30 protein-coding genes and 1 tRNA gene are annotated in these 26,359 nt (G+C 67.9%); 16 read left to right on the forward strand and 15 right to left on the reverse strand.

Translation table 11 applies throughout. The features are described from left to right. Nucleotides 1-16: 16 nt before the first annotated feature. Nucleotides 17-931 (forward strand): LysR family transcriptional regulator, encoded by a 915-nt coding sequence (locus tag ABZS43_RS00265; RefSeq protein WP_355033606.1) that lies wholly within the window; start codon nt 17-19, stop codon nt 929-931. A gap of 5 nt (nt 932-936) precedes the next feature. Here ABZS43_RS00265 and ABZS43_RS00270 read toward each other — a convergent pair whose 3' ends face one another. Beyond that, nucleotides 937-1,608 carry a PhoU domain-containing protein gene (locus ABZS43_RS00270; RefSeq protein WP_355033607.1) on the reverse strand — a complete coding sequence of 224 codons (672 nt, stop codon included), beginning with the start codon at nt 1,606-1,608 and terminating at the stop codon, nt 937-939. 111 nt (nt 1,609-1,719) lie between these two features. Here ABZS43_RS00270 and ABZS43_RS00275 point away from each other — a divergent pair, with 111 nt between their 5' ends. After that, the gene (locus ABZS43_RS00275) at nt 1,720-2,523 is read left to right on the forward strand and encodes a transglutaminase family protein (RefSeq protein ID WP_355033608.1); all 804 of its coding nucleotides are present in this window, start codon (nt 1,720-1,722) and stop codon (nt 2,521-2,523) included. A 31-nt stretch (nt 2,524-2,554) separates the two neighbouring features. On the opposite strand, the gene ABZS43_RS00280 is transcribed toward ABZS43_RS00275, so the two are convergent. After that, a tRNA-His gene (locus tag ABZS43_RS00280) sits at nt 2,555-2,628 on the reverse strand. A gap of 102 nt (nt 2,629-2,730) precedes the next feature. Here ABZS43_RS00280 and ABZS43_RS00285 point away from each other — a divergent pair. The 3 genes from ABZS43_RS00285 to ABZS43_RS00295 all read left to right on the forward strand — a co-directional run bounded on the left by ABZS43_RS00285 (nt 2,731) and on the right by ABZS43_RS00295 (nt 4,414). Continuing rightward, nucleotides 2,731-3,126, forward strand: a complete 396-nt coding sequence (locus ABZS43_RS00285) for a nitroreductase/quinone reductase family protein (protein ID WP_355033609.1) — start codon at nt 2,731-2,733, stop codon at nt 3,124-3,126. A 217-nt stretch (nt 3,127-3,343) separates the two neighbouring features. Further along, a complete protein-coding gene (locus ABZS43_RS00290) occupies nt 3,344-3,730 on the forward strand; it encodes a hypothetical protein (RefSeq protein ID WP_355033610.1) in 387 nt (128 codons plus the stop codon). 90 nt (nt 3,731-3,820) lie between these two features. After that, nucleotides 3,821-4,414, forward strand: coding sequence for a hypothetical protein (locus ABZS43_RS00295; RefSeq protein WP_355033611.1), 594 nt, complete (start codon nt 3,821-3,823; stop codon nt 4,412-4,414). A gap of 313 nt (nt 4,415-4,727) precedes the next feature. On the opposite strand, the gene ABZS43_RS00300 is transcribed toward ABZS43_RS00295, so the two are convergent. Further along, nucleotides 4,728-5,108 carry a DUF5313 family protein gene (locus ABZS43_RS00300; protein ID WP_355033612.1) on the reverse strand — a complete coding sequence of 127 codons (381 nt, stop codon included), beginning with the start codon at nt 5,106-5,108 and terminating at the stop codon, nt 4,728-4,730. Then, entirely contained in the window at nt 5,105-5,602 is a 498-nt protein-coding gene (locus ABZS43_RS00305; RefSeq protein WP_355033613.1) for a MarR family transcriptional regulator, read from the reverse strand. The genes ABZS43_RS00300 and ABZS43_RS00305 overlap by 4 nt, the downstream gene beginning before the upstream one ends. A gap of 157 nt (nt 5,603-5,759) precedes the next feature. Between ABZS43_RS00305 and ABZS43_RS00310 the strand changes: the two genes are divergently transcribed. The 3 genes from ABZS43_RS00310 to ABZS43_RS00320 all read left to right on the forward strand — a co-directional run bounded on the left by ABZS43_RS00310 (nt 5,760) and on the right by ABZS43_RS00320 (nt 7,547). Continuing rightward, entirely contained in the window at nt 5,760-6,782 is a 1,023-nt protein-coding gene (locus ABZS43_RS00310; protein ID WP_355033614.1) for a DUF418 domain-containing protein, read from the forward strand. A 117-nt stretch (nt 6,783-6,899) separates the two neighbouring features. After that, a complete protein-coding gene (locus ABZS43_RS00315; protein ID WP_355033615.1) occupies nt 6,900-7,355 on the forward strand; it encodes a hypothetical protein in 456 nt (151 codons plus the stop codon). Between the two features lie 36 nt (nt 7,356-7,391). Continuing rightward, on the forward strand, nt 7,392-7,547 hold the full coding sequence (locus ABZS43_RS00320) for a DUF6131 family protein (RefSeq protein ID WP_198654093.1): 156 nt from the start codon (nt 7,392-7,394) through the stop codon (nt 7,545-7,547). Between the two features lie 41 nt (nt 7,548-7,588). On the opposite strand, the gene ABZS43_RS00325 is transcribed toward ABZS43_RS00320, so the two are convergent. The 3 genes from ABZS43_RS00325 to ABZS43_RS00335 all read right to left on the reverse strand — a co-directional run bounded on the left by ABZS43_RS00325 (nt 7,589) and on the right by ABZS43_RS00335 (nt 9,613). Next, complete coding sequence (locus ABZS43_RS00325; protein ID WP_355033616.1) at nt 7,589-8,284, reverse strand: phosphoribosyltransferase family protein; 696 nt, start codon at nt 8,282-8,284, stop codon at nt 7,589-7,591. Between the two features lie 132 nt (nt 8,285-8,416). Beyond that, nucleotides 8,417-9,148, reverse strand: a complete 732-nt coding sequence (locus ABZS43_RS00330) for a VIT family protein (protein ID WP_355033617.1) — start codon at nt 9,146-9,148, stop codon at nt 8,417-8,419. Nucleotides 9,149-9,235: 87 nt separating this feature from the next. Next, complete coding sequence (locus tag ABZS43_RS00335) at nt 9,236-9,613, reverse strand: hypothetical protein (protein ID WP_355033618.1); 378 nt, start codon at nt 9,611-9,613, stop codon at nt 9,236-9,238. A gap of 210 nt (nt 9,614-9,823) precedes the next feature. On the opposite strand from ABZS43_RS00335, the gene ABZS43_RS00340 reads away from it, so the two are divergent. After that, nucleotides 9,824-10,552, forward strand: a complete 729-nt coding sequence (locus ABZS43_RS00340) for a DUF5642 family protein (RefSeq protein WP_355033619.1) — start codon at nt 9,824-9,826, stop codon at nt 10,550-10,552. 4 nt (nt 10,553-10,556) lie between these two features. Here ABZS43_RS00340 and ABZS43_RS00345 read toward each other — a convergent pair whose 3' ends face one another. Next, the gene (locus tag ABZS43_RS00345) at nt 10,557-11,564 is read right to left on the reverse strand and encodes an AraC family transcriptional regulator (RefSeq protein WP_355033620.1); all 1,008 of its coding nucleotides are present in this window, start codon (nt 11,562-11,564) and stop codon (nt 10,557-10,559) included. Between the two features lie 69 nt (nt 11,565-11,633). On the opposite strand from ABZS43_RS00345, the gene ABZS43_RS00350 reads away from it, so the two are divergent. Further along, complete coding sequence (locus ABZS43_RS00350) at nt 11,634-13,145, forward strand: NAD(P)/FAD-dependent oxidoreductase (RefSeq protein WP_355033621.1); 1,512 nt, start codon at nt 11,634-11,636, stop codon at nt 13,143-13,145. 12 nt (nt 13,146-13,157) lie between these two features. On the opposite strand, the gene ABZS43_RS00355 is transcribed toward ABZS43_RS00350, so the two are convergent. Together ABZS43_RS00355 and ABZS43_RS00360 are read right to left on the reverse strand one after the other, a co-directional pair. After that, nucleotides 13,158-13,373 carry a hypothetical protein gene (locus ABZS43_RS00355; protein ID WP_355033622.1) on the reverse strand — a complete coding sequence of 72 codons (216 nt, stop codon included), beginning with the start codon at nt 13,371-13,373 and terminating at the stop codon, nt 13,158-13,160. A 123-nt stretch (nt 13,374-13,496) separates the two neighbouring features. Next, nucleotides 13,497-16,157: a LuxR C-terminal-related transcriptional regulator gene (locus ABZS43_RS00360; protein WP_355033623.1), complete on the reverse strand. Its 2,661-nt coding sequence runs from the start codon at nt 16,155-16,157 to the stop codon at nt 13,497-13,499. 279 nt (nt 16,158-16,436) lie between these two features. Here ABZS43_RS00360 and ABZS43_RS00365 point away from each other — a divergent pair, with 279 nt between their 5' ends. Beyond that, on the forward strand, nt 16,437-16,853 hold the full coding sequence (locus ABZS43_RS00365; protein ID WP_355033624.1) for a hypothetical protein: 417 nt from the start codon (nt 16,437-16,439) through the stop codon (nt 16,851-16,853). A gap of 235 nt (nt 16,854-17,088) precedes the next feature. Beyond that, a complete protein-coding gene (locus tag ABZS43_RS00370) occupies nt 17,089-18,096 on the forward strand; it encodes a TIGR03617 family F420-dependent LLM class oxidoreductase (protein ID WP_355033625.1) in 1,008 nt (335 codons plus the stop codon). Nucleotides 18,097-18,112: 16 nt separating this feature from the next. Here the strand turns inward: ABZS43_RS00370 and ABZS43_RS00375 are convergent, their stop codons facing one another. Further along, a complete protein-coding gene (locus ABZS43_RS00375) occupies nt 18,113-18,727 on the reverse strand; it encodes a class I SAM-dependent methyltransferase (protein ID WP_355033626.1) in 615 nt (204 codons plus the stop codon). Nucleotides 18,728-18,987: 260 nt separating this feature from the next. On the opposite strand from ABZS43_RS00375, the gene ABZS43_RS00380 reads away from it, so the two are divergent. Further along, complete coding sequence (locus ABZS43_RS00380; protein WP_355033627.1) at nt 18,988-19,506, forward strand: hypothetical protein; 519 nt, start codon at nt 18,988-18,990, stop codon at nt 19,504-19,506. A 7-nt stretch (nt 19,507-19,513) separates the two neighbouring features. On the opposite strand, the gene ABZS43_RS00385 is transcribed toward ABZS43_RS00380, so the two are convergent. The 4 genes from ABZS43_RS00385 to ABZS43_RS00400 all read right to left on the reverse strand — a co-directional run bounded on the left by ABZS43_RS00385 (nt 19,514) and on the right by ABZS43_RS00400 (nt 22,807). Then, nucleotides 19,514-19,999 (reverse strand): hypothetical protein, encoded by a 486-nt coding sequence (locus tag ABZS43_RS00385; protein WP_355033628.1) that lies wholly within the window; start codon nt 19,997-19,999, stop codon nt 19,514-19,516. Beyond that, a complete protein-coding gene (locus ABZS43_RS00390; protein WP_355033629.1) occupies nt 19,996-21,072 on the reverse strand; it encodes a MerR family transcriptional regulator in 1,077 nt (358 codons plus the stop codon). The genes ABZS43_RS00385 and ABZS43_RS00390 overlap by 4 nt, the downstream gene beginning before the upstream one ends. Before the next feature lie 86 nt (nt 21,073-21,158). After that, nucleotides 21,159-22,067, reverse strand: coding sequence for a cation diffusion facilitator family transporter (locus ABZS43_RS00395; RefSeq protein ID WP_355033958.1), 909 nt, complete (start codon nt 22,065-22,067; stop codon nt 21,159-21,161). Nucleotides 22,068-22,381: 314 nt separating this feature from the next. After that, on the reverse strand, nt 22,382-22,807 hold the full coding sequence (locus tag ABZS43_RS00400) for a hypothetical protein (RefSeq protein ID WP_355033630.1): 426 nt from the start codon (nt 22,805-22,807) through the stop codon (nt 22,382-22,384). Nucleotides 22,808-23,138: 331 nt separating this feature from the next. Here ABZS43_RS00400 and ABZS43_RS00405 point away from each other — a divergent pair, with 331 nt between their 5' ends. The 3 genes from ABZS43_RS00405 to ABZS43_RS00415 all read left to right on the forward strand — a co-directional run bounded on the left by ABZS43_RS00405 (nt 23,139) and on the right by ABZS43_RS00415 (nt 26,324). Beyond that, the gene (locus ABZS43_RS00405) at nt 23,139-24,068 is read left to right on the forward strand and encodes a bile acid:sodium symporter family protein (protein ID WP_355033631.1); all 930 of its coding nucleotides are present in this window, start codon (nt 23,139-23,141) and stop codon (nt 24,066-24,068) included. A gap of 54 nt (nt 24,069-24,122) precedes the next feature. Further along, a complete protein-coding gene (locus tag ABZS43_RS00410) occupies nt 24,123-25,421 on the forward strand; it encodes a hypothetical protein (protein ID WP_355033632.1) in 1,299 nt (432 codons plus the stop codon). A gap of 87 nt (nt 25,422-25,508) precedes the next feature. Next, nucleotides 25,509-26,324, forward strand: a complete 816-nt coding sequence (locus ABZS43_RS00415) for a DUF72 domain-containing protein (RefSeq protein WP_355033633.1) — start codon at nt 25,509-25,511, stop codon at nt 26,322-26,324. Nucleotides 26,325-26,359 lie beyond the last annotated feature (35 nt).

Raw genomic sequence — 26,359 nt, forward strand, 5'->3', positions numbered from 1 at the left:
TGCATAGAGTGGTTCTATGCCGTTATCCCCGCGTGTCCCCGATCTGGCCGCACTCGATCTGCTGGTCTCGGTGGTCGAACTGGGTAGTATCGGTCGCGCGGCGCACGCGCACGGCATCAGCCAGCCGTCGGCGTCCTCGCGCATCCGATACCTCGAGAAATTGGTCGGGGTGCCGGTGCTGGAACGGACCACGCTCGGATCGCGGCCGACCCCGGCCGGTGCCCTGATCATCGAATGGGCGCGGGCGGTGGTGGACGCGGCAGGACAGCTGGACCTGGGTATCGACACCCTGCGCGCGCAACGTCATTCCCGGCTCCGGGTCGCCGCGAGCCAGACCATCGCCGAATACCTGTTTCCCGGATGGCTGATGACATTACGAACCGCGGCCCCCGACACCACCATCGCGCTGGAGTCGGGCAACTCGGTCGAGGTCGCGCAGGCGGTGCTCGACCGAAGGGCCGGTATCGGTTTCGTCGAGAGTCCCGGCCGATTTCGGGGATTGGAAAGTCACCCGGTGGCGCGTGACCGGCTGGTGGTCGTTGTCGCGCCGCAGCACGAGTGGGCGCGCCGCGATGCCATCGGACCGGACGAACTCGCCGAAACCCCGCTGATTCAGCGGGAACCCGGTTCCGGCACCCGCACCTGGTTCGAGCACGCCGTCGCCCGTGACATGCCGGGGCGGCAGTCGAATATCGCGCTGGAACTCTCCTCGACCACGGCCATCAAGACGGCGGTGGCCGCGGGAGTCGGTCCCGCCGTGCTGAGTTCGCTCGCGGTCGCCGCCGAAATCGCCGCGGGCACCCTGACGTCCCCCACGATCACCGATCTCGATCTCGACCGCACCCTGCGCGCCGTCTGGCCGACGGGAGAGCGGCTCACCGGCCCCGCCCGTGATCTGTACGCCATCGCCTGTCGCCGCGAATTCCGGTGACGCGCTCATTCCCCGGGGTCGGGATCGTCGCGTGGTTGCGCCGTCGGCGGAATTCCGGTGTCGAGGAAGCGGATCAGCCGATCGATGCGGTCGGTGTGATCGACGCAGCGTTCCAGATAGCTGCCGAGCAGGGCCAGATCGATGGCGGCGGCGGTGGACTGGGTGGGATCGGCTTCGGTGAGCGCCGAGAGCAGCCGCAGGCGCAATTCCTCCATCGACGCCCCGGCGGGCTGGGCGTCGTCGGTGTGGTGCCCGGTCGAGACGGCCTCACCGGATACCGCGGTGCGGTGCGCGGCGAGACGTCCCATCGCCGCGAGGATGTCGAGGACGGCCGGGGGTCCGACATGCCCCGGGTGGCTGCGGTAGATCCGATCGGCCACCCGGCTGGTGAGCCAGCCGATGCGGGAGAGTTCGCTCGCGATCTGGATGGCGGTCACCACGTGACGAAGGTCACGGGCGACGGGCGCCTGCAGCGCGAGCAGCACCACCGTCCTCGCCTCGCACGCGCCGTACATCTTCTGCAACTGCTCATCGAGCGCGAAAACCTCGTAGGTGGCCTGGAGATCGGCGTCGACGAGGGCGTCGATCACGCGCTCTACGGCGTCGTGGGCGACTCGGCACATCAGCGTCAGATCATTGGTCAACGCGACGAGCTCGTGGGTGAACTGGATCCGCACTCGCAGATTCTCTCCTATCGCGGCGTCCGCGAGTAGACGAATCGCACCCGGCTGCCGCCTCGGTGCGAACATCGCGGGCCGACAACACGATATTGCGGCAGGATGGTGCCGGTGAAGCGCGATGTCTCGGCTCATCTGGAGGTCGCGATCTCCGCACCTACCACCCTCGAATTCCAGATCGCCGTGGCCCGGCAGCCGGGGCTCGACGTGTCGGAATCCCTCGTCTTCGAATTGGACGGCGCGGCGGTGACTCCCACCGAGATCGCGGGACCGCACGGCACCAGGATCCACCGCTTCGACGCCGGACCGGGCACACTGCGCGCCGACTACCGCGCGACGGTATTCGGCACGGCCCCGCGGCAGCCGCTGTCGGACTACGATCGCGCGCTCTACCTGCGTCCGAGCCGCTATGCCGAATCGGATCGGTTACACGCGTTCGCCGCCTCCGAATTCGACGCCGCCGCAACGGAGATGGAGCGCGCCGCGGCGGTATCCGCCTGGGTGGCCAGGCGGTTGCGCTATGCCGCGGGCAGTAGCGATCACACCGACGGGGCGGTGGAGACATTGCTGTCCGGCGCGGGTGTGTGCCGGGATTTCACCCACCTGACGGTCGCGCTGCTCCGCGCGTTGAAGGTGCCGGCGCGCTTGGCCGCGGCCTATGCGCCCGGCCTGTTCCCGATGGATTTCCACGCGGTGACCGAAGCCTGTGTCGACGGCGTCTGGCAGGTCTTCGACGCGACCGGTCTCGCCCCGCGCTCCACCCTCGTCCGTATCGCCACCGGCCGCGACGCCTCGGACGCGGCGTTCCTCGACAATCACGGCGGTGAGATCTACATCAACAACATGTGGGTGAACGCCTTCGTCGAGGGTTTCCTGCCGATCGACGATGGGATCGCACCGGTGACACTCCAGTAACCGGCGATGATCGCGAATCCGATCGCGACAGGGTGAGCGACGGGAATCGAACCCGCGACCTCCTGGACCACAACCAGGCGCTCTGACCGACTGAGCTACGCCCACCATCCCGGGCGCCGAACCCCCCGTTCGGAGCCGACGATATCCGCAGTGCCCGCGACGGCGCGAACCATTTTCGGGAGCGTCGCTCGGTGTTACCGTCGACATGTGCCCTCCAAGAACGATGTGCAGCACCGCCTCGTCACGACGTTCCAACGCCGGGTCGGCAACCCGATCCTGCGGAGATTGCCGGGACAGCAGTTGCTGGAGACCATCGGCCGGGTGAGCGGTGAGCCGCGGATCACCCCGATCGGCGGACGTCGGGTCGGAAACGAATTCTGGTTCGTCTCGGAATTCGGCGAACGGTCACAGTACGTTCGGAATATCAAGGCGAACAGCAGGGTTCGGGTCCGCCTGCGTGGGCACTGGCATTCCGGGACGGCGCATCTGCTGCCCGACGACGATCCGCGGGCGCGGTTGCGCGAGCTGCCGTCCGGCAACAGCGCGGCGGTGCGGGCGGTCGGCACCGACCTGCTCACCCTGCGCGTCGACCTCGAGGATTGACCGGTCAGCCGCGGGTTGTCCATCGATCACCCCGCGCGGTTGTGGAAGGCGCTCCACCATCGGCATTGCGTGACTATGCGCGATAGCTATATCTTTGCTGTCGGGTCGGAGATCGTTCACCAATGGTGATCTTTTCCGTGGCTACCTTCGGGTAGCCTCCGAGAAAGATCAACTTTCGTCACGGTATTCCCTGCTCGAGCAGCGAAGGCGGTATGCGATGGTGGAATCCGGCGGCGGGCCTCCACCCGACGACGGTGGCGCGCCCGAGAACAACACCCGGGTTCTTGCCATCGCGGCGGGCATCGCCGCCGTGCTCTCGCTCGTGGTCGCTATCGGGTTGCTGATTCGCACCAATCAGGGGCAGGAGGATGCTCCGGTCCCGTCGACGACCCGCATGTCACTGGCCGAGACGGTTACGGCGCGGACCACCGCGCGCCCGGCGATCTCCGCGACCGGCATCTCCCCGCTGCCGACGCAGCCCGCCCACCAGGTCGGCGACGGCTGTTCGGTGGACGGCGAGATGGGCCGGTGGGATGTCGTGACCGGCCGGGGCTGGGTCTGCGTCCCCGCGACTTCGGCGCCGACTACGGCGGGAGGCCGCTGACTTTCGTTCTTCCTGATCGACAGCGAAGGCGGTTCGATGATGGAAACCGGCAGGACGACGAGCGATGTCGACAATTCCAGGAGCGGCCGAGTGCTCGCCATTGCGATGGGGGCGTCCACCTTCCTCGGGCTCGTCGTCGCGATCGGATTCATGGTGCGCACCAATCTCGAGGCGACGCAGACCCGGCCCGCGGCCGTCACGCCCGGCGTATCCGCCGCGCTGCCCGCGCCCACGTACCAGGTCGGCGGCGACTGCTCCGCGGGCGGGATCTCCGCGCAATGGGATATGCGCGACGGGCAATTGAACTGCGTGGCGCGCGATCAGGTCCGCGACGCGCACCGGCCGGGCGAGGACTGCTCACACGACGGCATCGTCGCGAAATGGGAATTCCCCCTCGGCCGCTGGATCTGTGCGCCGCAGCCGGTCGAGCCCGCCCCCGTTCAGGCGCCGCCCGCCGAGACGTTCGCGCCACCGTCCGACACCTATGTGCCCTCGGCCCCGCAGGTACGCGTGCCACCCGCGAACACCTATGTGCCGCCGCCGCCCGCCGAGGTCTACATACCGACGGAGGAAGCGCCCGCTCCCGCTCCCGCACCCGCCCCGGCTCCCGCGCCCGCCCCGGCGCCGCCGCCGGTCATCTTCATTCCGTTGCCGCCGCTGCCGTGGCTGCCGCCACCCCCGTGAGAACGCCGCCAGCGCGAACGAGGGGAAAATTCGCTGGACGTGGCTGGGATGCTCGAATCGTGATCGATCCCGCCCCCTTCTCCACCCGATGCCCGACCACCGCCGACACCTGGACGCCCCGCGCCTCGACGGCGGGCTGAGCGCGATGTGGTGGCGAAGACGGGAACGGCGGATCGCTCGACCGGCGCAGGCGCCGTGGCGGGATCGACGGCGATTCCGGACACCAGTGACGAGACCGCCCGGACGATCCATCGGTCTGCGAGCGGTGCGCCGCCGCTACCGCTGACCTGTCCCGCCGCGCCGAGGCGGGTGCTCAGTGTGGGTACCGCGCCGCGTAGCGGGCCCGTTCCAGTTCGCGTTGCCGTGCCCGGCGCGGATTCTCCAGGTCGGCGGGTAGTCCGTGCTTCGCCAATCGGTGCGCGCGGTTCATCGGCATGAAGGCCACCGTGTAGAACAGGGCGAGCAGCAGTGCGAGCAGGACCATCGCGCCGCGCAACCACAGTTCGCCGGGGAAGAGCAGGAAGACCACGAACAGCGGAGTGAACGGCACGAGGCCGCGCACCATGTGACGGGTAGCCGCATGATTTCCGATGAGGTCGGCGCGAACCCAGTCCCGCATCGAATCCGGGAGGCGGCGGCCGAAGGCATAGCCGATCCATTGGAGCGGACCCGGACGGCGGCGTTGTTTTCTCATGCGCTCGTTCCTGTTGTCTCGGAGGGGGCCTCGGTGAGCAATGAATGGCGGGCGGCCTCGTTCACGCGGGTGAGCACATCGCGCAACTCCTCGAGGTCGGCCATGGTCACACCGAGGCGTTCGACGACGGCGGGCGGAATCCGCTCGGCCTGTCGACGCAGCCGGGCCCCGGCGTCGGTCAGGTTCACCACGAGGTTGCGTTCGTCACGGTGGTCGCGCTCGCGGGTGATGAGACCGGCCGATTCCAGTCGTTTGAGCAGCGGGGAGAGTGTGGGGGAGTCGAGTTGGACTGCCTCGGCGATGGCCTTCACCGACATCGGCGCGTCACCCCACAGCGCCAGCATGACCAGATATTGCGGATGGGTCAGTCCGAGTGGTTCCAGCAGCGGCCGGTACACCGCCAAGACCGAGCGATTGGCGACGGCCAGCGCGAAACATACCTGCCGATCCAGGCGCAACGGGTCATCGATCCGCGCCGGTTCTTCTCGGGTCATCCCTCGAGATTAGTGTATTAATAGTTAGTGCGTTAAGTATGTGTGCGCGAACTCTCCGAGGTGCCGCGTCGCCACTCGGTGACAGGTGGGACGGCGCGAACGCGACATCTGCACGCGGCTGCGGTCCGGGCCTGGGGAAGCTCGATAGCGTGGATGGATGCGGTCCGAGGTCAACGCCCCCGCGCGCGTCCCCGAACTGGACGCGGTGCGCGGGTTCGCCCTGTGCGGGATTCTGGTCGTCGACATCTGGCAGAGCACCGGCATGTCCGCGACCGCCGCGCCCGGCGTGATGGATCCGACGCGGCATATCCTGAGCGTGCTCGTCGAAGGGCGTTTCTTCCCGATCGTCTCGTTCCTGTTCGGGATCGGCTTCGCGCTCATGCTCGAGCGCGCCGCCGACCGCACGGACCGTCCCCGGCTGGTCCTGGTTCGCAGACTGGCGGCACTCGGGGTGCTCGGCCTGATCCATCAGCAGTTCCAGCCCGGTGAGGCGCTACTGCCCTATGCCGTCGTCGGACTGATGATCCTGCTTCCCGCCGCCGGGCTGTCGCGATGGACGCTGCTGATCCTCGGCCTGATCGGCACCGTCGGCGTCGCGGTGGCGCTCGGCGGCGGACTCGGCCTGGCGCCCGGGCTGTTCCTGCTCGGTCTCGCGTCCGCCCGATTCGGTATCCCGGCGACGCTGCGTGAGCGGACCTGGCAGATCACGTTCGTCTTCGCGGTCGCCGCGCCCGTCGCGGTGGCCGCGGCGCTCTGGGAATACCACGTCCCGTACCTGGACCTGCTGGCCAGTTCGGCGCCCGCCCTCGCCGGCCTGGCGGGCGCGCTGGCCTATCTGACCGGATTACTCCTGCTGCTGCGTACGCGGGCGGGGGCGTCGGTGACGGAAATGCTCGCGCCCATGGGCCGCATGGCGTTGACGAATTACGTCGCGGCGACCGGCCTGATCCTGGTCGCGGGCGCTCGCCTCGGTCTTCCCGGTTCGACCGATTACGGGGTGGTGCCGCTGTTGGCGGGATCGATCGTGGTGCTCCAGATGGTCGTCAGCCTGCTGTGGTTGCGTTGGTTCCGCTACGGCCCGCTCGAATGGATGGTGCGCTGTGTCACCTGGTGGCAGCTGGTGCCCCTGCGCGCGGGCGCGGAACCGTCGCTACCGCTCGGTCTTCCGCGCCGGCTCTGAACGTGAAAGCGGGTCGGATCCGGCGGCGTAGAACGATTTTCGATATTCGGAGAGTTTGAATCCCGAAGCGCGGGGAATTGCGGTCTTGTCACACAACTTCAGCGCAACGGGATTGTCATGATCATACTTATCGGACTGTTGGTCCTGATCGCCGCGGTCGTCGTCGGTGTTGCCGGAGTCACGGCCAACAGCGGCGAAGTACGCACCGACACCAGCGATTTCGGAGTATTCGACTACCACTTCACCGCCTCGGCGGGCGAGCTGTTCCTCTACGGAATGGCCATCGGCGCGATCGGCATGCTCGGACTGAGTCTGCTGCTCGCCGGGCTGTGGCGTACTTCGCGGCGCAGTAGCGAGGCGCGACGCGAACTACGCAGGTCACGGCGCGAGCAGGCCGCCGCCGAGCGTAATGCGCCCGCCGCCGCGCCCGCCGAGCCGAAAAAGCAGATCTCGGCACCCGCGCCGGCTCAGAAACCGGTATGGAGCCTGAATCGGTTCCTGCCCAAATCGTCCGAGCCCGCCTCGGTATCGACGTCACGCCGCGCCGCGGCCGACGTTCCCGCCTCGAAATAACGATCGACCCTCGATCGTCGGAAGAAGGAAAAGGTCATGATTGTTCTCGGACTCATCTTGCTGCTGGTCGGCTGGCTCGTCGGAATTCCGTTGCTCACCACCGCCGGTATCGTCGTCCTGCTCGTCGGAGCGGTGCTGTGGATCGCGGGATCGGTGGGACGCCCCGTCGGCGGCCGACGTCATTATTACTGATCTCGACAAATATCGACTCTCGTCGATATCACCCCCGGTCGTTATCCGACCGGGGGTGTCGCGTATCCGACGGGGGGCGTGGTGAGGTCGGATACGCCGCGAAAGGCGGCGGCGCGGTCGAGAAGGCCGACGATTTCCCCGTCGGTGACGTCGTCGAAATCCTGATACCACTGCGCGATCGAATGGAACAACTGGGGAGTTTCCAGGCAGATGACGTTGTCGACGTATCTGGCCAATATCCGGATCGCCCGCGGCGACCCAACGGGCACGGCGAGCACGACCCGGCTCGCCCCCTGGGCGCGAGCGACCGCGCACGCCGCACGCGCGGTGACTCCGCTGGCGACGCCGTCGTCCACCACGATCACGGTGGCGCCGGTCAGCGGGATCGGCGCGTGGGTCGCGCGATAGCGAAGTGCGCTGCGGGCCAGATCTTCTCGCGCCTCGGCCGCTACTCGCACCCGCTCGTCGTCGGATATGAAGGTCCGCAGGACCATTTCATCATCGATGACGTGAATTCCGTTCTCCCCGATGGCTCCGAAGGCCAGACGCGGCTGGAACGGAACCGGGAGCTTACGCACGACCGCGACGTCGAGAGGCGCCCGCAGCGCGGTGGCGACCTCGTAGGCGACCGGGACGCCACCGCCTGACACCCCGAGGACGACGACGTCGTCGGCGCGGAATCCCCTCAGTCGCTCGATCAAGCGACGGCCCGCATCGCGGCGGTCGTGGAAAGGCATGTCGGTCCTCCTCAGTCGAGTACCGCGGCGATATGGAGCCACGCCATCGGGACCCGTTGAGAACTCGTACTTTACGCCTTCTGTGGCGCGAAACGCAGTTTCGCAGGTGGATTGGCTGGGCATGCGTCCAGATCAGATCCCGGACACACCGAAGAGCTGTCCGATGCCGTAGGTGACAATCATTGCCAGCGCGCCGCCGATCACCACGCGCGGGATCGCCCGAGCGCGTCTGCTGCCCCCGAGACGAGCACTGAGCGAGCCGGTGAGCGCGAGGGCGACCAGGACCGCCGCGAAGGTCACCGGGATACGCGCTGCCACGGGTGGGAGCAGGATCGCGATCAGCGGCAGCAGCGCGCCGACGGTGAAGGCGACCGCGGAGGAGAAAGCCGCCATCCAGGGATTGGTCAGCGCACGCGGGTCGAGGCCGAGTTCGGCCTCGGCGTGCGCGGTGAACGCGTCGTGCGCGGTGAGTTCCTCGGCCACCTGGCGCGCCGTCTGCTCGGACAGGCCCTTGCCCCGGTAGATGCCTGCCAGTTCCTCTAGCTCGAAATCCGGCTCGTCACGCAGTTCCCTGCGTTCTTTGGCGAGTAACGCCTGCTCCGAATCACGCTGCGTGCTCACCGAGATGTACTCTCCGACCGCCATCGAGATCGCGCCTGCCGTCAAGCCCGCGATACCCGCGGTGAAGATCTGATCGGTTTCGGTGGTGGCCGCCGCGACGCCCACGACGAGTCCCGCGGTGGAGACGATGCCGTCGTTCGCGCCGAGCACCCCGGCCCGCAACCAATTGAGCCGGGACGCCAGACCGCCCGAATGCGGTTCGTGCGGGTGCGGGTCGGGGGTTGTTCCGGTCGAGTCCACCATGCGTCGAACAATAGTGCCTTCGGCGTGGTCGCCGACCTGGTGACGCCTGTGTCGCGAACGGGCAGGGAGGTGACAGCGCCGCGCGGCTCAGCGCCTGACGCGTCGTCCTCGGTGCGTCACCGTCGGATTCGGCATCAGCCGATGGTGGACCACTTGCAGGACCGCGAGCAGCGCCGCCGATGCCAGGCAGGTGAGGTAATCGCCGAAAGCGAAGGCCAGCGTGGCGAACCCGCCGAGGAGCGGGATTTCGACCAGTGCGCACCAGGACAGGATGCGCAGCCGGGTGGCGTTGGCCTCCAGCCAGCGCACCCCGTCGTCGATGATCTCGCCCGCGGTGTCCCGGCCGACCATGCCGTCGCCGACCTGGACGAACCGGTGTACGGCCTCATCCCGGGTCAACTCGCCGAGCCAGGTCCGATCGATCAGCCGTTTGCCCTCTTCGGCGACCGCCCTGACCGTATCCATGCCGGCCCCCTTCCGAGTCGATATCCGGTCGTGAAGTCTAAGACGTGGATCGGGTGATTCCTACAGGCGAGCCCGGTGCGGGGACGGTCACCGGTCGTGGCTGCTCGGCGCGTCCGGACCGGTTCGTGCCACGGCCGGGCGCGTCCGGTCCCGATTCCCGTCAACTGGCCTCGCCCAGTGGCGGTTTCGGCTCGGCCGGTAGCGGCTGGCATGCTGACCGGCATGATCAATCTGCGCGGGATGGGCGCACGGTGTGCGGTGGCTATCGCGGTGGGCGCGCTGCTGACGGCCGGATGCGGGACGGATGACGATTCGGCGGGCGGACCGACCTCGGCCCCGAGCACCCCGCGCGAGCAGCTGCTACTGGCCCAGGACGAATTCCCGGCGGGCAGCTCGAAAGTCGACCTGCCGCAGGACCGGATCGACACGATGTCGGCCGATCTCGCGGGCGCCGGGCGCGACGCCACGTTCACCCCTCAGGAATGTACGGGCGTCCAGCAGGATCTGGGCGTCGCGATGAAGGAACTGTTCGGCCGGTCCGCTGTGGCCGCGGCCTCCGGGAAATCCGGCGTGATGTATGTGGAGTACGTCACCGAGGGCGTCGGTGACCTGCGGCGCATCGCCGACCTCAATGAGCGATGCGCCGCGTACACCTACGCCGCGTCGTTCGAAGGCGCGCAGATCAATGCCGAGAGCACGATCGAAAACCGGACTGCCCCCGCCGGGCTGAAGGGCGTCGAGGCCATCGCCTACCGTTCGACCTCCTCCTCCAGCGTCGGCGGGGACGCCCCGCTCACCATGAGCGAGTATTCGGGGATCGCCACCTTGCGCGGTGTCACCGTCATGGTCCGCGTGACCACGCTGAGCGACGTGGCCGACGAATCCGCCTTCACCCAGCTGTTCACCGCCGCCGTCGACAAGGTGCGCAAGGCCGCCTGACGGTTCAGCCGATGCCGTCACGGCGCACGGCGGTGGGGGTCGCGCCCCACCAGCGGCGGGCGCATCGGGTGAACGTGGCCTGTTCGGACAGGCCGATGAGGGAGGCTATCTGGCTCATCGGCATATCGGTGGTGACGAGGTAGCGGCGAGCCTCGTGGCGGCGGACGTCGTCGAGTATGGCGGCGAAGGTGGTGTCCTCGGCGGCCAGGCGGCGCTGCACGGTGCGCGGGTGCATGGCGAGCAGAGCGGCGACGACGCCGATTTCGGGCGGCGTCGTCCCGAGTAACTGCCGCAATGTCGCCCGCACGTGCGGAACGAGGGAGACTCCGGCGTCGTCGGTCTGCTCGGCGAGGAACGCCATCGCGAGGCGGTGCAGATTCTTGTCGCCGCCGGACAGCGGCTGGGTGGCCAGCCTGCTCGGCACGCGGAGCATGGCCGAAGGCCGGTTCACCCGCACCGGCGCGCCGAAGAACTCCTCGTATGCCGCGAGCGGCGCGGCCGGGCGGTACGGCAATTCGACCGAACGCAGGCCGTAACGATCGCCTGCCAGTCGCGCGATCGCGCGGTGGACGAAACCGAGGCCGACATCGGTGCCCTGAATCGGCGTCGCCCGTCCGGGGCGCACGCCGTAGCGCAATCCGATCACCCCTCGATCGCCGTACGGATCGGACTCGAGGGTCAGACTCAGCGAGCGGGCGTGGACGAACAGGTAGCGCGACGTGCATTCCAGGACATCGGCCAGGGTGGGGGAGTTGCGGATAGCCAGGGCCAGCGGACCGAGCATGTCCAGATCCTGCCGATAGGCGATCCGCAGTCCCAGGTCGGGACGGTGGAGCCGGGCCGCCGCCAGTTCCATGGCCGCGGCCACCGCCTCGTCGGGGACGAGCAGATCGTCGGCGTCCAGCGCCGCGATCGGCAGTCCCACGGCGAGTGCGAACTCCTCGGCGTCGCCGCCCAGCTCCGCCACCGTCGCGCGGAATCCGCGCAATCCCGCGGACCTGATGACCGACATGTCGCTCAGGATCAAATACTTGTCGCCTGAAGTCAAGAGTGCGAGCGAGATACGCAGCAGACTGGAACCATGACCGAGTCAGCCGTCGTCCCCGATCACCTCGATGTCGTCATCGTCGGCGCCGGATTGTCCGGCATCGGCGCGGCCTACCGGCTACAGACCGAATGCCCCGGCAAGAGCTACGCGATCCTGGAAGCCCGCGACACACTCGGTGGTACGTGGGATCTGTTCCGGTACCCGGGGATTCGCTCGGACTCGGATATGTTCACCCTCGGCTACCCGTTCAAGCCGTGGCGCGACGCCAAATCCATCGCCGACGGCCCGTCGATTCTGCGCTACATCACCGAGACCGCCGTGGAGTACGGGATCGATCGCCACATCCGGTACGGCGCGAAGGTGATCTCCGCCGACTGGTCGAGCGAGACCGCGCGATGGACGCTGACCGTGGCGCGTCGCGACCCCGAAGGCGAAACCATCGAGACCACGCTGACCTGCAACTTCCTCTACGCCTGCGCCGGCTATTACAACTACGACCACGGTCACGCACCGGATTTCCCCGGTATCGACTCGTTCGCGGGCCGGGTGGTGCATCCCCAGTTCTGGCCGGAGGATCTCGACTACGCGGGTAAGCGTGTCGTCGTCATCGGCAGCGGCGCCACCGCCGTCACCCTCGTGCCCGCCCTGGCCGAGCAGGCCGAACTCGTCACCATGTTGCAGCGCAGCCCGAGCTGGATCAGCGCGGTACCCGGTCGCGACAAACAGGCCGACAAGATCCGCGAACTGTTGCCGCCCACGTTGGCGCACCGGCTGATCCGCACCAAGAACATCCTGTTCGGGATCGGCTTCTATCAGTACTGCCGCCGCAGGCCCGAATCCGCGCGCAAACTCCTCACCGGCCTCACCACCCGGATCCTGAAGGACGAGAAAGTCGTAGCCGAGCATTTCACCCCGAGTTACAACCCGTGGGATCAGCGGCTGTGCGCCGTCCCCGACGCCGACTTCTTCAAGGCGATGAAGAAGGGTAAGGCCGAGGTGGTGACCGATCACATCGAAACCTTTGTGCCGGAGGGGATTCGACTGACATCCGGTCGCGTGCTTTCCGCCGACATCGTCGTGACCGCTACGGGTCTGCAATTGCTCGCCTTCGGCGGGATCACCCCCCGTGTCGACGGCGTCCCGGTGCCGCTGTCCGAGCAGTTCGTCTGGCAGGGCGCCATGCTCACCGGCGTTCCCAATTTCGCCGTCTGCATCGGCTACACCAACGCCTCGTGGACGCTGCGCGCCGACCTCACCTCGCGCCTGGTCTGCAAGGTGCTGCGCCACATGGACAAGCACGGCTACGCCGCCGTGGTACCGCGTCCGGACGGCGCGCTGGAGCAGCGTCCGCTACTCGACCTGGCCGCGGGATACGTGCAGCGGTCCATCGCCGACTTCCCCCGGCAGGGCGACCGTCACCCGTGGAAGGTCCGCCAGAACTATCTGCTCGACTCGGCCACCACGCTGCGCACCAACCTGGGCAAGACGCTGGCGGGTACCCCGGCGGCGGCGACCCGGCCGAAGGTCACCGCGAACGCGCGTTGAGCAACAGCCGTCTCAGTCCGGCATCTGCCGCATTTCGAGCAGGGTGAGCCCGAGCGAATCGATGCGCGCCATGATGCCGCGCAGCGCGGCGCTGTCGGTGACCGGCCCGTAGAGGGTGGTCACCTCGCCGGGGGCCCGATCGGACGCGGCGAGTTCGGGAAAGGCGGCCAGCGCGCGTTCGGAGAGCTTGCCGTCGATGATGAACTGGTATCGGATCGGATCCGGCATGGGCACTCCTTTCGGCTGTCCGCGGCTCGGGCGGTGGATCGGGCCCCGAACAGAGAGTGCCTCGACCGGTGGCGCGGCGTCCTCACCCGACGCGGATGAGATCCGGGCCGGGGCGGGCGAGGGTCAGAGCACCCCGATGCGGCGGGCCCGCAGCATCGCGTCGGCGCGCGAATTGCTGCCGAGTTTGGTGTAGATCGACCGCAGATGTGTTTTCACGGTATTGATGGAGACGCCGAGATCCTGGGCGATCTGCAAGGCGGTGCGTCCACTCGGGAGTTGTTTCAGCACGGTCAATTCGGCATCGGTGAGTGCCGGACTCATCGGTTGCGGGCGTGCCGCGGAATTCTCGCGTACGGTCTCGACGAAACCGTTGTCGGCGCCGAAACGCCCGGCGTGCTCGTGCAGCATCGTGAGGACGCCGGGCACCTCGAAGAAGGGCCGAACCAGCCGATCCGGTGAGGCCAGCCGCACCGCCTCGGCGAACCCTTCGTAGGACTTCACCTGACGGTCGAGCCGATGGCACGCCGACGCGTAGAGCAGCCAGGCGGTGACGGCGGTGTAGGCGGGCAATTCCGCGGATCGTTTCAGCAGCGGCGCGACCATGTCGAGGGTGTCCAGTGGTTTGTTCGCCGCTTCCGACACCGCCGCCGCAGCGAGGATGGAATCCGGGGCCCCGTGCAGGGCGCGGTGTCCGGCGTCGGCGAGTTGCTGTGCGGCGTCGCGCTCGTGCAACCGCAGCAGGATCGCGACCACCGGGATCAGTAGTCGGCCGCCGAGCGGCGGATGGGGAGGTTCGGCCAGCAGTCGGTGCATCTCGGCGTGCAGCGACATGGCCGCCGCGTGTTTGTCGACGGTCTCGTCGAAGGTCAGCAGCAGGCCGATGATGTAGGCGTGCCTGCCCGCGATGGGCTCACTCGCCCCGTCGAGTCCGCGCCGCGTCCGCGACAGGGCGGCCAGGTCGAGGCGCGTGATGTCGTCGCCCTGCAGATGTGCGGCGAGCGCGCCGATGGCCACCGCCTGCACGTGGTCGGGGAGATGGGTGAGTTCGTATTCGGCGCCGAGGTCGACCGCGCGCGTCGCGCGTTCCCGCATCAGCGTCACCTGGCCCGCCAGCGCCGCGGCCGCCGCCAGACGGGTGACCGCGCGCAATTGCATCCGGTGGTGGCCGATATGTTCGGCGAGGGCGAGCGCCCGGTGCAGCATCCGCGACGCCGCGCCGCCGGCGCCGGTGAACGCGCGGATGGTGCCGAGTTGGATGGCGACATAGCAGTCGAGGTCCGGCTGGCCCGTTGTCGGCGGTTCGGCGCGATGCGGCGCGGACTCGAGCTCATCCGAGGAGGCCGATTCGATTCCGGTCGCCACCGCGACGGCGGCGGCGGCGGCCAGTCGCGCGGCAGCCGCCCACGCGTCGGTGACGATGACGGAGTCGACGGGGCCGTTGGCTCTGATCTGGTCGAGATACGCGGCGGCCGCGGCGTGGTCACCGCGTTCGACCGCGTCGATCACCCGCAACAGTCGCAGGTAGGGATCATCGAGCAGACGCGCGGTGGCCGCGTCCAATTTCTCGAACAGGATCGATCCCGCGCCGTCGAGGACGACATGCAACCCGTATTCCCTGATGAACTCGGGCAATCGGGGTTGTCCCGGCTCGGCGAGCAGATGTGGCAGCGCCGCCAGTGGAGTTCCCGCGGACAGATACCAGCACCCGGCGATCCGATGGAGGTCCGGAATTCGTTGTGGCGCGCTACGTTGCAGTTCGGCCAGCAGATAGGCCCGCAGCATCGGGTGGTAGGAGTACCGGATCCGGTCCGCGTGGGTGGTGTGCTGGACCGGGAAGTTGATGCGCGCCAGATCATCGAGCATCCGCGGCGCGCGGGGCCCGGCCAACTCCTCGGCCAATGCCTCGGTGAAGGATTCAGGAACGCAGGTGACCAGCAGGAATTCGCGGACGTCCGCGTCGAGCGCCTCGATCAGCTCGCCGACGAGGAAATCCGAGATCGGATGCGGCGCGTGCGCCAGCATGGCCAGCGCGTCGGCTCGGTCGGGGCCGTGCATGGCGGTGTAGATCGCCGCGATGCGCACCAGCGCCGCCCAGCCCCTGGTCAGCTGTTGGATCGAGGCGATCTCGGAATCGTCCAGCGGGCAACCGTGTTCGACGAACACCGAGGCGATCTGTTCGGGGCCGAAGGCCAGATCGGTCGCGCCGAGGCGGAGCAGGCGGCCCGCGATATCGAGGGCGTGCCAGCGCAACGGCGGTTCGTAGCGGCCGGTGACGATGGTCGTCACCCGGGCAGGCGCGTATTTCAGGAACTGCTCCAGCCCGGCGAGGGCGAGCGGGTCGGTGAGCAGATGGGCGTCGTCGAGGACGAGGACCGCGGGCTGCTGCCCGGCCAATTCCTGGGCCAGATCGATGGCGCTTCCCATCGGGTCGGCGAGTTGATGGCCGCGTTCGGCGGGCAGGCCGAGTTCCGCGCGCACCGCGGCCCACAGCCGTGCGGCATTGTCGAGCGTCTCGCTGATGGTGAGCCAGCAGAATCTGGTGTCCGGATGTAATCGCCTGTGGCGGCGGAGCCATTCGGCCGCGAGAACCGTCTTCCCGCTACCCGCTGGCGAACACATCAGTACCGCGCGGGCGACATCCGTCGTGGCGGCCTGATTGATCCGAGTGTGGATATCGCGCAGGACGAGCGGGGTGAACAACGGCGCGGGGATATCGCTCGATGTCGCGTCACCGGTGATCACCGCCGGAGTATCGACAAGTTGGAGTCGCCGCGAAGAGTCCACCCTAGCCTCCTGGGAAGGTGCTACCGCATCACGTGCCGGCCGTTCCGACCTGCTGAGCATACCGACCGAACAGCACTGTTTGTGCATAGCAAAGACGCAGCGACTCCCCGGAGATGGGTGAGCCGCAGACGGTGAGCACGCTGATCGGCGAGAAAGACTGCGAGGAAACCGGGCGAGGCGGGCCCATCGGGAATCCCGATCACCCGTAGCGGGTGAGGAAATCGATGGCATTCGCACGGTGAGATCGACCGAGGTTCTTCTTTCGTGGAAGGGATAACAATGACGACTCGGAATCCGGAAACCGGCCAGCGCCCGGTCCGTCAAGGAATCGCGGCGGGTACCTCCATCGGCGCCGCGATATTACTTCTCACCGTCGGCGTCCTACAGATCCTCGAAGGTATTTCAGCGGTCGCCGAAGACGAACTGTTCGTCGTCGGACCGGACTACATCTACCAGTTCGACACCACCGGCTGGGGCTGGATCCATATCGTCCTCGGCGCCATACTCGTCCTCTGCGCCATCGGCCTGATGACGGGGAGCACGTGGGGCAAGGTCGGCGCGATCATCATCGCGGCGCTGACGATCATCGCCAACTTCCTGTCCCTGCCGTACTACCCGTGGTGGTCGATTCTGATCATCGCGTTGAGCATCGTGGTGATCTGGGCTGTGTCGACCTGGCACCCCAACGCGGTCTGACCCCGCCTGTGCTCGCGCCGTCGGAGGCTGCTTCCCCGGCCTCCGACGGCGCGGTTTCCTGTTCGGAGCCGGTCGGACACCTCGACTGGCGCACCGCGCGCCCGCTCGGCCCCGCTCCGTTTGCCCGCTGTGAGATTCCGGTGGATACTCCCCCTGCCTGGGTGATCGTGTTACCTTGCGCTCGTTAGAACGTGTTCTTGTATGGGATGGCTATGCGACCACGCGGACCGGCCGAATGAAGGTCTACACGGCGATCTACGGGCCGCTGAACGCGGCCGAGCGCACCGCGGCACTGCGCGATATGGGCGTCAGCGGGGTGTTCACCTTCGAGGGGCCCCACGATGTCTTCGCGCCGTTGACGCTGGCCTCCACCGTGGGCGAGATGGATCTGCTGACCAATGTCGCGATCGCTTTCCCGCGCAACCCGATTCATCTCGCCCACCAGGCCAACGATCTGCAACTGCTGAGTTCGGGGCGGTTCACGCTCGGGCTCGGCACGCAGATCAGGCCGCAGATCGAGAAGCGATTCGGCATCGAGTTCGGGCGTCCAACCGACCGGATGGCCGAACTGGTCGCCGCGGTGCGCGCCATCTTCGACTGCTGGAATTCCGGCGCGCGGCTGGATTTCCGCGGCGAGTACTACCGGCACACCCTGATGACGCCGACCTTCAATCCGGGGCCGAACCCGTTCGGCCCGCCGCCGATCTTCGTCGGCGCGCTGGGACCGAGAATGACCAGGATGGCCGCCGAGGTGGCCGACGGACTGCTGGTGATGCCCTTCAATTCCGGGCGCTTCCTCCGTGAACGGGTGCTGCCCGCGGTCCAGGAAGGGCTCGCGGCCGGTCGCCGTGATCCGGCGAACTTCGCGATTCTTCCCGAAGTCATCGTCGCGGTGGGGGATACCGACGAGGAGCAGGAGGCCGCCGACGCGGCGGCGCGCAGACTTCTCGGCTTCTACGGTTCGACGCCCGCGTACCGGCCGGTGCTCGAATTGCACGGGTGGGGTGATCTCCAATCGGAGTTGAACGCCCTGTCCAAGCGCGGGCGATGGCAGGATATGGCCCGATTGATCGATGACGACATCCTCGGAACCATCGCGGCGCGCGGCAAACCCGCGCGGGTGGCCGCCGAGATCCGCGACCGCGTCGGAGCGATCGCGGACCGGGTCTGCTTCTATCAGCCGTACGCGCCGAGTGACACGACGATGGGCGAACTCGTCGGCCATCTGATCGGCGAGCACTGAGGCCGAGCCCTCGCGGTCAGCTCGCGCGTGAGAACACGGCGACGAGGAATTCGGAATCGTCGGTGAACGGGCGCAGATCCCAGGTCGACAGTCGCAGATCCGGCGTCAGACCGGCGGCTGCCGCGTCGGCCATGAACTGCGGAAACTCGTAGCCGCGGTCCGCGCCGAAACCGATGACGGCCCGGCCCGCCGGTGCGAGATGCCGGGCGAACCCGGCCAGCACAGCTTCCCGCGTCGACGGCGCGAGGAAGGTCATCACATTGCCCGCGCACACGATGACATCGAAATCGGCCTCGACCCCGCGGCCAGGCAGATCCAATTCGGCGAGGTCGCCGACCAGCCAGGTCGGGCCGGGATAGTCCTGTTCGGCCGCCGCGATCAATACCGGATCGACATCGACGCCGACCACGCTGTGACCGGCACCGTGCAGGTAGCCGCCGAGCCGACCCGCGCCGCACCCCGCGTCGAGAACCCGACTGCCCCGGCCGAGCATCGCGTCGATCAGCCGTGCTTCCCCGACGATGTCCTGCCCCTGTTCGGCCAGCGTCCGGAATCGCTGCACGTACCACGCCGAATGCGCCGGGTCCGCGGCCGTCATGTCCTCCCATCGGCTGGGGATGCGTCCACTCATGACCCGATCTTCCTGTTCTCGGGGCCGGGTTGTCCACCGTGGGTGGCACAGGTGGTTGGCCGGGCGGCATCGGGGTATGGCTGTCGACGTAGGGGTGTGCGGTGAATCCAATGGGGGATCGCGGGTTTCGCGTTCGTCTTTGGCTGCCCGGGACACGGGTGGTCGGGTCGCCCCGAGGAGCGAACGCGTATCGGCGACGGGGCCGATCGCCCGATTCGCGCAACCCGACACCGATATGTCACCGGAAAGGATCGAACTCGATGACGAATACCCTGGTCGATGTTCCAGTCGGCCGCGAGCAGATCGCGCGGCCCGCGCACGCCCCGAGGCAGGCGCGCGGCCGTCGTGGACACCCGGACACGGCGACCCCGTGGCGGGAGGCGAAGACGGTGCTGGTGGCGCGGTCCACCGGTCCCCGGCAGGTCGTGACCGTGCCGCGGTTGGTGGTCCCGATCGGCGAGACCCAACTCGCGTTCGGCGTGTCGTCGCAGTCTGCCGAGGCCGATCAGTTCGCGCACGACAGCCGCGTGATCGTCCAACCGGGTGATTGGCGCGGCAATCCCGCCCTCGGATCACATCAGCGCCAAGGGCAGGCCCAGTTGGTGACCGCGGGCACGCTGCTGCCGTATGTGCGGTCCGAGATCGACGCCAAGTATCGGTGGCGAATTCCCCTGGTGCGGTTCGTTCGTCGACTTGTCCAGCGTGACGCTCTCGACGGCGATGTCGTTGTCCTCGTGACGGTGCGCGAGCCGAGCCCGGTACCCGCTGTGCCGAGTTGACCCCGGCCTACGGCGCGGTGTCGCGCGGCGCGGTGTCGCCCGCTCGGATCGCCGCCTCGACGCCGTCCAGCGCGGAGCGGATGATCGTGCCGTAGGCGTCGTCGCCGAGGGTGTGCAGGTGGGTTCGGGCCGTGTCGATCTCGCGCCGCGCGGCATCGAACGAGCCGAGACGGCGATAGTTGTCGGCGAGGTTCAGGTGTAGCGAGGGGTAGAAGCCGCGGACGTCGAGACTCCGATCATGGCGCCTCGCACGGTCGTCGGTGAGACCGTCCGCGGCGTCGATGGCTCGGATATCCCAGGCCAGCGCCTGTGCCGCGTCATCCTGGAGATCGGCGAGATAGTGCGCGAGTGTGCAGCGGTGCAGCGGATCGCCCAGCGGCCCGATGGATGTCCAGAGCTCGCCGAGCGCCGTTCTCGCGGCTGTCCTGTGCCCCGAGCGGCCGAGGGCGACGGCCTCGGTGATGGCGTTCATGGTCGCGTCGGTGGATGTCAACGGGTGTCCTCATTCTCGGTGGGGGCCGCAATGGCTCGGGGCATGACGAGGGTGGTCAGATCGCCGTCGGTCGCGGATCGGACGACGACGGGCTGATCGGGGCCGGAGATGTCGAACATGATGTCGGGACCGAGCGCTTCCTCGACGGCGGGACGCAGGGTGGTCGCGGTGAAGGCGAGATCGACACGAGGTCCGGTTCCCGAGGCGGGAATGGTGTGTACCGCGCCGCCGGGGGTGGACACCGACAACGCGGTGTCGCCCGTCGCGCAGATCAGGGGATCGGAGGCCGCGTCGAGCACGTCGAGCAATGCCGCCCTGCCCACGACGATCCTGGTCGTCACCGGTGCGAGGTCCGCCAGCATCGCGCGATAGTCAGGGAAGGTCTCCTCGATGGTCGCGCACTGTTTCTCGACGCCGTCACCTCGCAGGACGACCCCGTGGTCGGTGCGTGCGACGCCGACCACGGCGATCCGGCGCAGCCACCCGTCGAGTCCGGTGAGATCGGTCGTCTCGACCACCGCGGACCAGGTGCCGCCGTCGTGCTGATCCGCTACCAGGGTGCGGGTCGACAACCGGTAGCGGTCGGTCGCCGTCAGCGTCACCGAATTCGGATTCACCTCGACGAAAACCCCCGCCAGCACCGGTATGTCATGGTCGCGCGCCGCCGCGCCCGCCACCTGTCCGATCGCGTGTGCCAGTGTCGCCCCCGATACCGAGGCGGGCCGGCGCGCGCCGAGCAGGTGTTTGACCGCCGCGGCCACCCGCGCCGCCTCCTGCGCGCGCCGCTCGAGTTCGCGGACGTGGTGGTCGAGCAGGCGTTCGGCTTCGTCCGGGTCGCCCGCCAGAATCGCGGCGATCGCGCCGAGCGGGACGCCGACCCCGCGTAACCGCCGGATCAGCACCGCTCGTTCGCTCTGCGCCCGCGTGTAGTACCGATATCCGGTGGTCTCGTCGACGCGTGCGGGAATCAGCAGTCCGCCGTCGTCGTAGAAACGCAGCGCGCTCGTGGTCAGTCCGCTGGCCCGCGCCATCGTTCCGATCGTGATCAACTCGTCCGCCTCGCCGCCCGTCACCGCCTCAGCATGGGCCTTCAGGTAAGTCGAAGGTCAAGCCGGACGGGTCGAGCCGGGCGGGTCGAGTCGGGCGGGGCGCCCTGTGCTCAGGCCCGATGCACCGGGCCGTGCGCGTCGGCGCAGTGCGCATCCTGATGCGGCCGATCGACATCGCCGATGTGATCGACCTGCAACGTGGTGTGCGCCAACCCGAATTCGCTGTGCAATGTCTGCTCGATGGTCGATCGCGCGGCGTGGCAGTCCGCGCCGTCGGCCACCAGGATGTGCGCCGACAGCGACGGCTGCCCCGAGGTGATCAGCCAGACATGAAGGTCGTGCACCTCGACGACCTGTGCGATGCCGACGATGCGAGCGCCGATATCGTCGGGATTCAGGTGGGCGGGGGCGGCTTCGAGGAAGATGCGTCCCGATTCGCGCACCAGCGACCACCCCGCCTTCACCATGAGGGCGGCGACCACCAGCGCCGCGATGGCGTCGGCGCGGGGATAGCCCGCCAGCCACACCACGGCGCCCGCGATGGCGGTTCCGATGAACGCGTAGAGGTCGTTGAGTACGTGCTGGAAGGCGCCTTCGACATTGAGGCTGGTACGGCTGGCGCGGCTGATACTCCACGCGGCGGCGATATTGACGACGATGCCGACGAGCGCGGTCACCAGCACCAGCGGGCCTTCGACAGCGGGCGGATGGATCAGCCGGTCGACACCCTCGTAGAGGAACCAGCCCGCGAGTAGCAGCAGGGTGATGCCGTTGGCCTGGGCCGAGAGGATTTCGGCGCGTTCGAATCCGTAGGTGTACTGCCCACGGGCGGGACGTTTGGCGAGTCGGATGGCGACCAGCGCGAGCACGATCGACGCGGCGTCGGTGAGCATATGCGCGGCGTCGGAGATCAGCGCGAGGGAATCGGCGACAATGCCGACGACCACTTCGGCCGCCATGAAGGTGACGATGAGCGCGAGTGCGATGGAGAGCCAGCGTGGATCGGAATCGGCGGACACGCCGTGGTCGTGATGGTGGCCGTGCCCGCCCCGGTGGCTGTGATCATGGTCGTGCTCGTGTTCGGCGGAATGCCCCGGCTCGGCGGTCCGGGTCGGGACGTCTCCGGCGGACTGCTTCGGCGACACGCACTGGTCTCCCATGACCACAACGCCCTCTCGTCGACTCGGTTACTCGGGACAGCCTAACCGATTGTGCAGACATGCGCATGTCTGCATTTATTGCCCGCCGTGAACCACCTTCCGCACCGGCGTGGCCGCCGATGTGACCGATTCGACGGCGCTCGCTCCGGGAGCCGCCACCGGAGTGCGGCGGCTCAGTTCAGATAGCCGGGCCCGTGATCGCGGAAATGCGGATGATCGTCGGCGACCATCCAGCGGCCGTAAGTGGTCTGCCCGGTGTCGTCATCGCGGCGGATCGGACTGACCCAGGTGGGGCGCGGATGCTGTCTCCCGCTGCGCCTGCCGCGCGCCATCAACGGAACCTCCCTGGCCACGAGGTAGTAGTCGCCGTCGTCGGGCCGGGTTTCGGGCAGGTATTCGCAGAGTTGTTCGGCGGCGTCACCGAGGTCGGCCGCGGCGACGACGCCGTGGCGTGGTTCGAGGTCGTCACCTTCGACGACCACCGCGGAGACGGTCCACATTCGATTCGCGGGCAGGCGCCCCGCCGGTTCGTCGGGGGCGCGACGGTCACGAGGTTCGGCGCCGTCCTCCGCCTCGGACGCGTTCGAACCCTCGATCATCCTGCACCTCCGGTGACGGTCCTCGGGCGGCGCGAGATCCGCGTCCTTCCCGCTGCGATGGATCACCTTGCCTCCCAATCTTTCCGGGAACAGAACGGGCTGTTCCCGGCGGCGAAGTCCTGTGTCTTCTCTGGTCGATTATTTGATAGGAGATCTGGCCTGTAAATGAGTGTATCGTCCCCTTGCGCGGGCCGGTGCGAATCGTGAGCTGAATTATGTTCGCCGACATCGTGATTCGATCCGTGTCCGCGATCGTTTCGGGCTGGTGTGGTGCACACTGCCCTCCGGAGGCCGTCGGCCCCGGTGGCTACGAAGGGGTGAGGGGTCGCCGATGGCAGGCTGGCAGGTCACCGTAGCGCTGCCGATCGTGCTGGCGCTCATCATGTTCGGGCTCGGTCTCGCGCTCACCGTCGATGATTTCGCTCGCGTGGCGCGCTTCCCGAAGGCCGTGCTGATCGCACTGGGCTGTCAGGTGCTCGTCCTGCCCGCCATCGCGTTCGGGCTGGTGGTCCTAGTCGACCTGCAACCCCAACTCGCGGTCGGGGTGATGCTGCTCGCCGCGTCGCCGGGCGGGGTGACGGCGAATCTGCTGAGCCATCTCTTCCGCGGCGATGTCGCGCTGAACGTGACCCTCACGGCGGTGAACTCCGTCCTCTCGGTCGTCACCCTGCCGGTGCTCACCAATATCGCACTGGCCTATTTCGCGCCCGCGGGCCGTGACGAACTCGGACTGCAACTCACCAAGGTGCTCCAGGTTTTCGCGATCGTGCTCGTTCCGGTCGCCGTGGGAATGCTGACCCGACGCGCCGCCCCGGATTTCGCGCGCGGGATGGACCGCCCGGTGCGGATTGTGTCGATCGGTTTCCTCGCCATCGTCACCGTGGCGGCCGTCTTCGCCGAACGCGCCAACATCCTCGATTACCTGTTCGATGTCGGTGTGGTGGTGCTGGCGTTCGCGGTGACGAGCCTGGCGCTCGGGTTCTGGGTGCCCGCCGCGGCCGGTGTCGCCCGCGCCCAGGCCGTCGCGTGCTCGATGGAGATCGGCATCCACAACAGCACCCTGGCGATGACGATAGCCATCAGTGTGCTCGACGATATCCGCATGGCCGTCCCCGCTGGGGTGTACGGCATCGCCATGCTCCCTATCGCCTTGGTCGCGGGAGCCCTCATGAGCCGCGGGATCTCACCCGACCCGGCTGCTGCGCGCGCTACGGCCGTCGGCGTGACGACGAGGGGGGTGCGTCGGGTTTGGAAAAAATGACCGATTACTGAGCAAACGGCTAGCAAGCGATCTTGGGTCGGTTAGGTTGAAACGGTGCGTTACGGCACCAGGCTCGGCGAAGTAATCACGGCATTCGTATGCGCCGTGATCGGTGGCCTGGCGCTCGCCACCCCCGTCTCGCGGTCGTGGGTGCGCGGTACCGCGACATTGCAGACGGAGTTGCTGGCGGCAAGCCTGCCGCGCGCCGCGGCCATCGGATGCCTGGTGGCCGTGGTGATCGCGGTCTTCACCAGTACCGCCGAGTCGCTGATGGCGCCATGGGCGGCGACGCTGTGCGGGATGATCGTGCTGCTGGCCAATCACCTCTTCGGACGCGGTTTCTCCGAGACGGCTCCGCTCACCACCTTGAACTACATCGATTCGCTGGCGGGCGGGCTTGTGCTCGGCGGTTCGGTGGCCGCGGCGGCTGTCCGTCTGTCGATGATTCTCGCTTTCATTCTCGGCGCGCTCAGCAGCGTCATCGTCGGTGATCTCACGATGTCCTCCGGTGCGGACGGCGACACCGCGCGGTATGCGCCGATCGCCTGGTTCATCATCGACTCGCCGTCGCTGTGGCTGCTCTGGCCGGGGACGGCGCTGGTCATCTGGTGCGGGCTGCGATTCCGCTCCGGGCGGCGCTACCTCACGATCAGCGTCGAGTTGCCGATCCGGCCGATTCTGGCCGCGGTCATCGGCGTCAGCTCACCGGTCCTGTGTGCCGAATGGCTGATGAGCAAAGGCCACACCACTGTCGAGATCGTGCTGGTTTCGGGCTCGGCTGTGCTCACGGCCTTGGTTGTCGGCGGGTTGCTGCCGGGTCGTGACGGCGTGTTGATCCAGCTCTGTGCCGCGATCTCCGCGATCGGCGGCTCGATCGTCCTGGTTCCGCTGTCCGCGTGGCTGGTTCCGGTGCTCATCGCCAGCATGGCGGTCGGATTGTGGTACGGGTTGCTGCGGCCCTACCCGGTCGCGGCGATGGCGGGAATGGTGATGCTCGCGATTTTCGCGGTGTCGGCCGCGGGTCCGCAGTCCGCGGTGCCCGGCGCCGCGATCGTCGCGACGGTGACGCTGTCGTTGTTGACCGGATACAGCTTCGGCGCGGCGCTGCCAGGCCAGAGTTCGAGCATCATGCTCGCCCTCGCCACCTTCTTCGTCCCCGGCGTGGTCATCGCGATGCGCGGCAGGGTTTTCAACGCCGACCCGGATCTGATCCTGAACAACTCGACGCCGGGTATCGCCGCGGTGTTGATCACGGTCGGGAGCGCGTGCGGTCTGCTCTTGCTGGGGCGACGCCGCATCGTCATCGCCGACCCGGTGCCGATGCCGTCCAGCATGGTGAGCGGCGGCGTATGAGGACCCACCGCGGATGATCACCGCCGAGAGCGCACGCGATACGCGGTGCGCTAGCGTCGCGATATGCGGCTTCACGTGGGATGCGCGATGTGGCGCCATGCTGCCTGGCAGGAAGGGCAGTTGCCCGCGACGGAGGCGCTGCGGGTCTACGCCGGATCGTGCAACGCGGTGGAGGGCAATACGACCTTCTACGCGACGCCGTCGCGCCGGAGCGTGGAATCCTGGGCGGCGCAGACAGATCCGGATTTCCGGTTCGTGGTGAAACTGCCGAAGCCGATCACTCACGAGCGCAGGCTCACCGAGGTCGACGCCGAACTGCGCGCGTTCCTCGACGCGATGGCGCCGCTCGGCCCCCGAGTGCACGCCTGGTGGGTGCAGCTACCGGGATCCTTCGGCCCGACCGATCTCGGGGCGCTCGCCGGATTCCTGCGCCGATTGCCGCCGTCGTGCCGCGCCGCTGTCGAAGTGCGCCATCCGGCCTTCTTCGATGATCGCCGCGCCGCCGAACAATTGGAGCGGGTCCTCGGCCGGGTCGGCGCGGAATGGGTCACCTTCGACACCACGGTCCTTTTCGACGGACTGCCCGCCAGCGCGGCCGAACAGGAGGCGTGGTCGAAGAAGCCGAGGGTGGCGCGTCGCACCCGAGCCCTCACCGAATTCCCGATGGTGCGCTACCACGGGCGTGACGATCAGCTGCGCACCATCGAGGGGTGGGAACCGTGGCTGGATGTGGTCACCGCGTGGCTGCGCGAAGGCCGGTCACCGACGGTTTTCATCCACACGCCCGATAACGCGAGCGCATTGCCGCTTGCCCGCCGGTTCCACGACGCGGTGCGCGAGCTCGTTCCCGGACTCGACCCGCTGCCCGAACCGATTCCGACCGAGCCGATGACCTTGTTCTGAGCGGGCGCGGCGCCGGAGCTCGCGAATCCACGAAC

Origin of the sequence: Nocardia sp. NPDC005366, assembly GCF_040606855.1 — a bacterium.
Taxonomy (GTDB): Bacteria; Actinomycetota; Actinomycetes; order Mycobacteriales; family Mycobacteriaceae; genus Nocardia.

What these genes read in the sequence shown, in the direction of transcription:
- ABZS43_RS00405 (WP_355033631.1), top strand. Translation starts at nt 23,139, where the DNA reads ATGGCAGGCTGGCAGGTCACCGTAGCGCTGCCGATCGTGCTGGCGCTC.
- ABZS43_RS00300 (WP_355033612.1), bottom strand. Translation starts at nt 5,108, where the DNA reads ATGAGAAAACAACGCCGCCGTCCGGGTCCGCTCCAATGGATCGGCTAT.
- ABZS43_RS00350 (WP_355033621.1), top strand. Translation starts at nt 11,634, where the DNA reads ATGACCGAGTCAGCCGTCGTCCCCGATCACCTCGATGTCGTCATCGTC.
- ABZS43_RS00265 (WP_355033606.1), top strand. Translation starts at nt 17, where the DNA reads ATGCCGTTATCCCCGCGTGTCCCCGATCTGGCCGCACTCGATCTGCTG.
- ABZS43_RS00415 (WP_355033633.1), top strand. Translation starts at nt 25,509, where the DNA reads ATGTGGCGCCATGCTGCCTGGCAGGAAGGGCAGTTGCCCGCGACGGAG.
- ABZS43_RS00340 (WP_355033619.1), top strand. Translation starts at nt 9,824, where the DNA reads ATGCTGACCGGCATGATCAATCTGCGCGGGATGGGCGCACGGTGTGCG.
- ABZS43_RS00310 (WP_355033614.1), top strand. Translation starts at nt 5,760, where the DNA reads ATGCGGTCCGAGGTCAACGCCCCCGCGCGCGTCCCCGAACTGGACGCG.
- ABZS43_RS00315 (WP_355033615.1), top strand. Translation starts at nt 6,900, where the DNA reads ATGATCATACTTATCGGACTGTTGGTCCTGATCGCCGCGGTCGTCGTC.
- ABZS43_RS00345 (WP_355033620.1), bottom strand. Translation starts at nt 11,564, where the DNA reads ATGTCGGTCATCAGGTCCGCGGGATTGCGCGGATTCCGCGCGACGGTG.
- ABZS43_RS00325 (WP_355033616.1), bottom strand. Translation starts at nt 8,284, where the DNA reads ATGCCTTTCCACGACCGCCGCGATGCGGGCCGTCGCTTGATCGAGCGA.
- ABZS43_RS00290 (WP_355033610.1), top strand. Translation starts at nt 3,344, where the DNA reads ATGGTGGAATCCGGCGGCGGGCCTCCACCCGACGACGGTGGCGCGCCC.
- ABZS43_RS00365 (WP_355033624.1), top strand. Translation starts at nt 16,437, where the DNA reads ATGACGACTCGGAATCCGGAAACCGGCCAGCGCCCGGTCCGTCAAGGA.
- ABZS43_RS00305 (WP_355033613.1), bottom strand. Translation starts at nt 5,602, where the DNA reads ATGACCCGAGAAGAACCGGCGCGGATCGATGACCCGTTGCGCCTGGAT.
- ABZS43_RS00335 (WP_355033618.1), bottom strand. Translation starts at nt 9,613, where the DNA reads ATGGATACGGTCAGGGCGGTCGCCGAAGAGGGCAAACGGCTGATCGAT.
- ABZS43_RS00375 (WP_355033626.1), bottom strand. Translation starts at nt 18,727, where the DNA reads ATGAGTGGACGCATCCCCAGCCGATGGGAGGACATGACGGCCGCGGAC.
- ABZS43_RS00355 (WP_355033622.1), bottom strand. Translation starts at nt 13,373, where the DNA reads ATGCCGGATCCGATCCGATACCAGTTCATCATCGACGGCAAGCTCTCC.
- ABZS43_RS00380 (WP_355033627.1), top strand. Translation starts at nt 18,988, where the DNA reads ATGACGAATACCCTGGTCGATGTTCCAGTCGGCCGCGAGCAGATCGCG.
- ABZS43_RS00400 (WP_355033630.1), bottom strand. Translation starts at nt 22,807, where the DNA reads ATGATCGAGGGTTCGAACGCGTCCGAGGCGGAGGACGGCGCCGAACCT.
- ABZS43_RS00370 (WP_355033625.1), top strand. Translation starts at nt 17,089, where the DNA reads ATGAAGGTCTACACGGCGATCTACGGGCCGCTGAACGCGGCCGAGCGC.
- ABZS43_RS00320 (WP_198654093.1), top strand. Translation starts at nt 7,392, where the DNA reads ATGATTGTTCTCGGACTCATCTTGCTGCTGGTCGGCTGGCTCGTCGGA.
- ABZS43_RS00330 (WP_355033617.1), bottom strand. Translation starts at nt 9,148, where the DNA reads ATGGTGGACTCGACCGGAACAACCCCCGACCCGCACCCGCACGAACCG.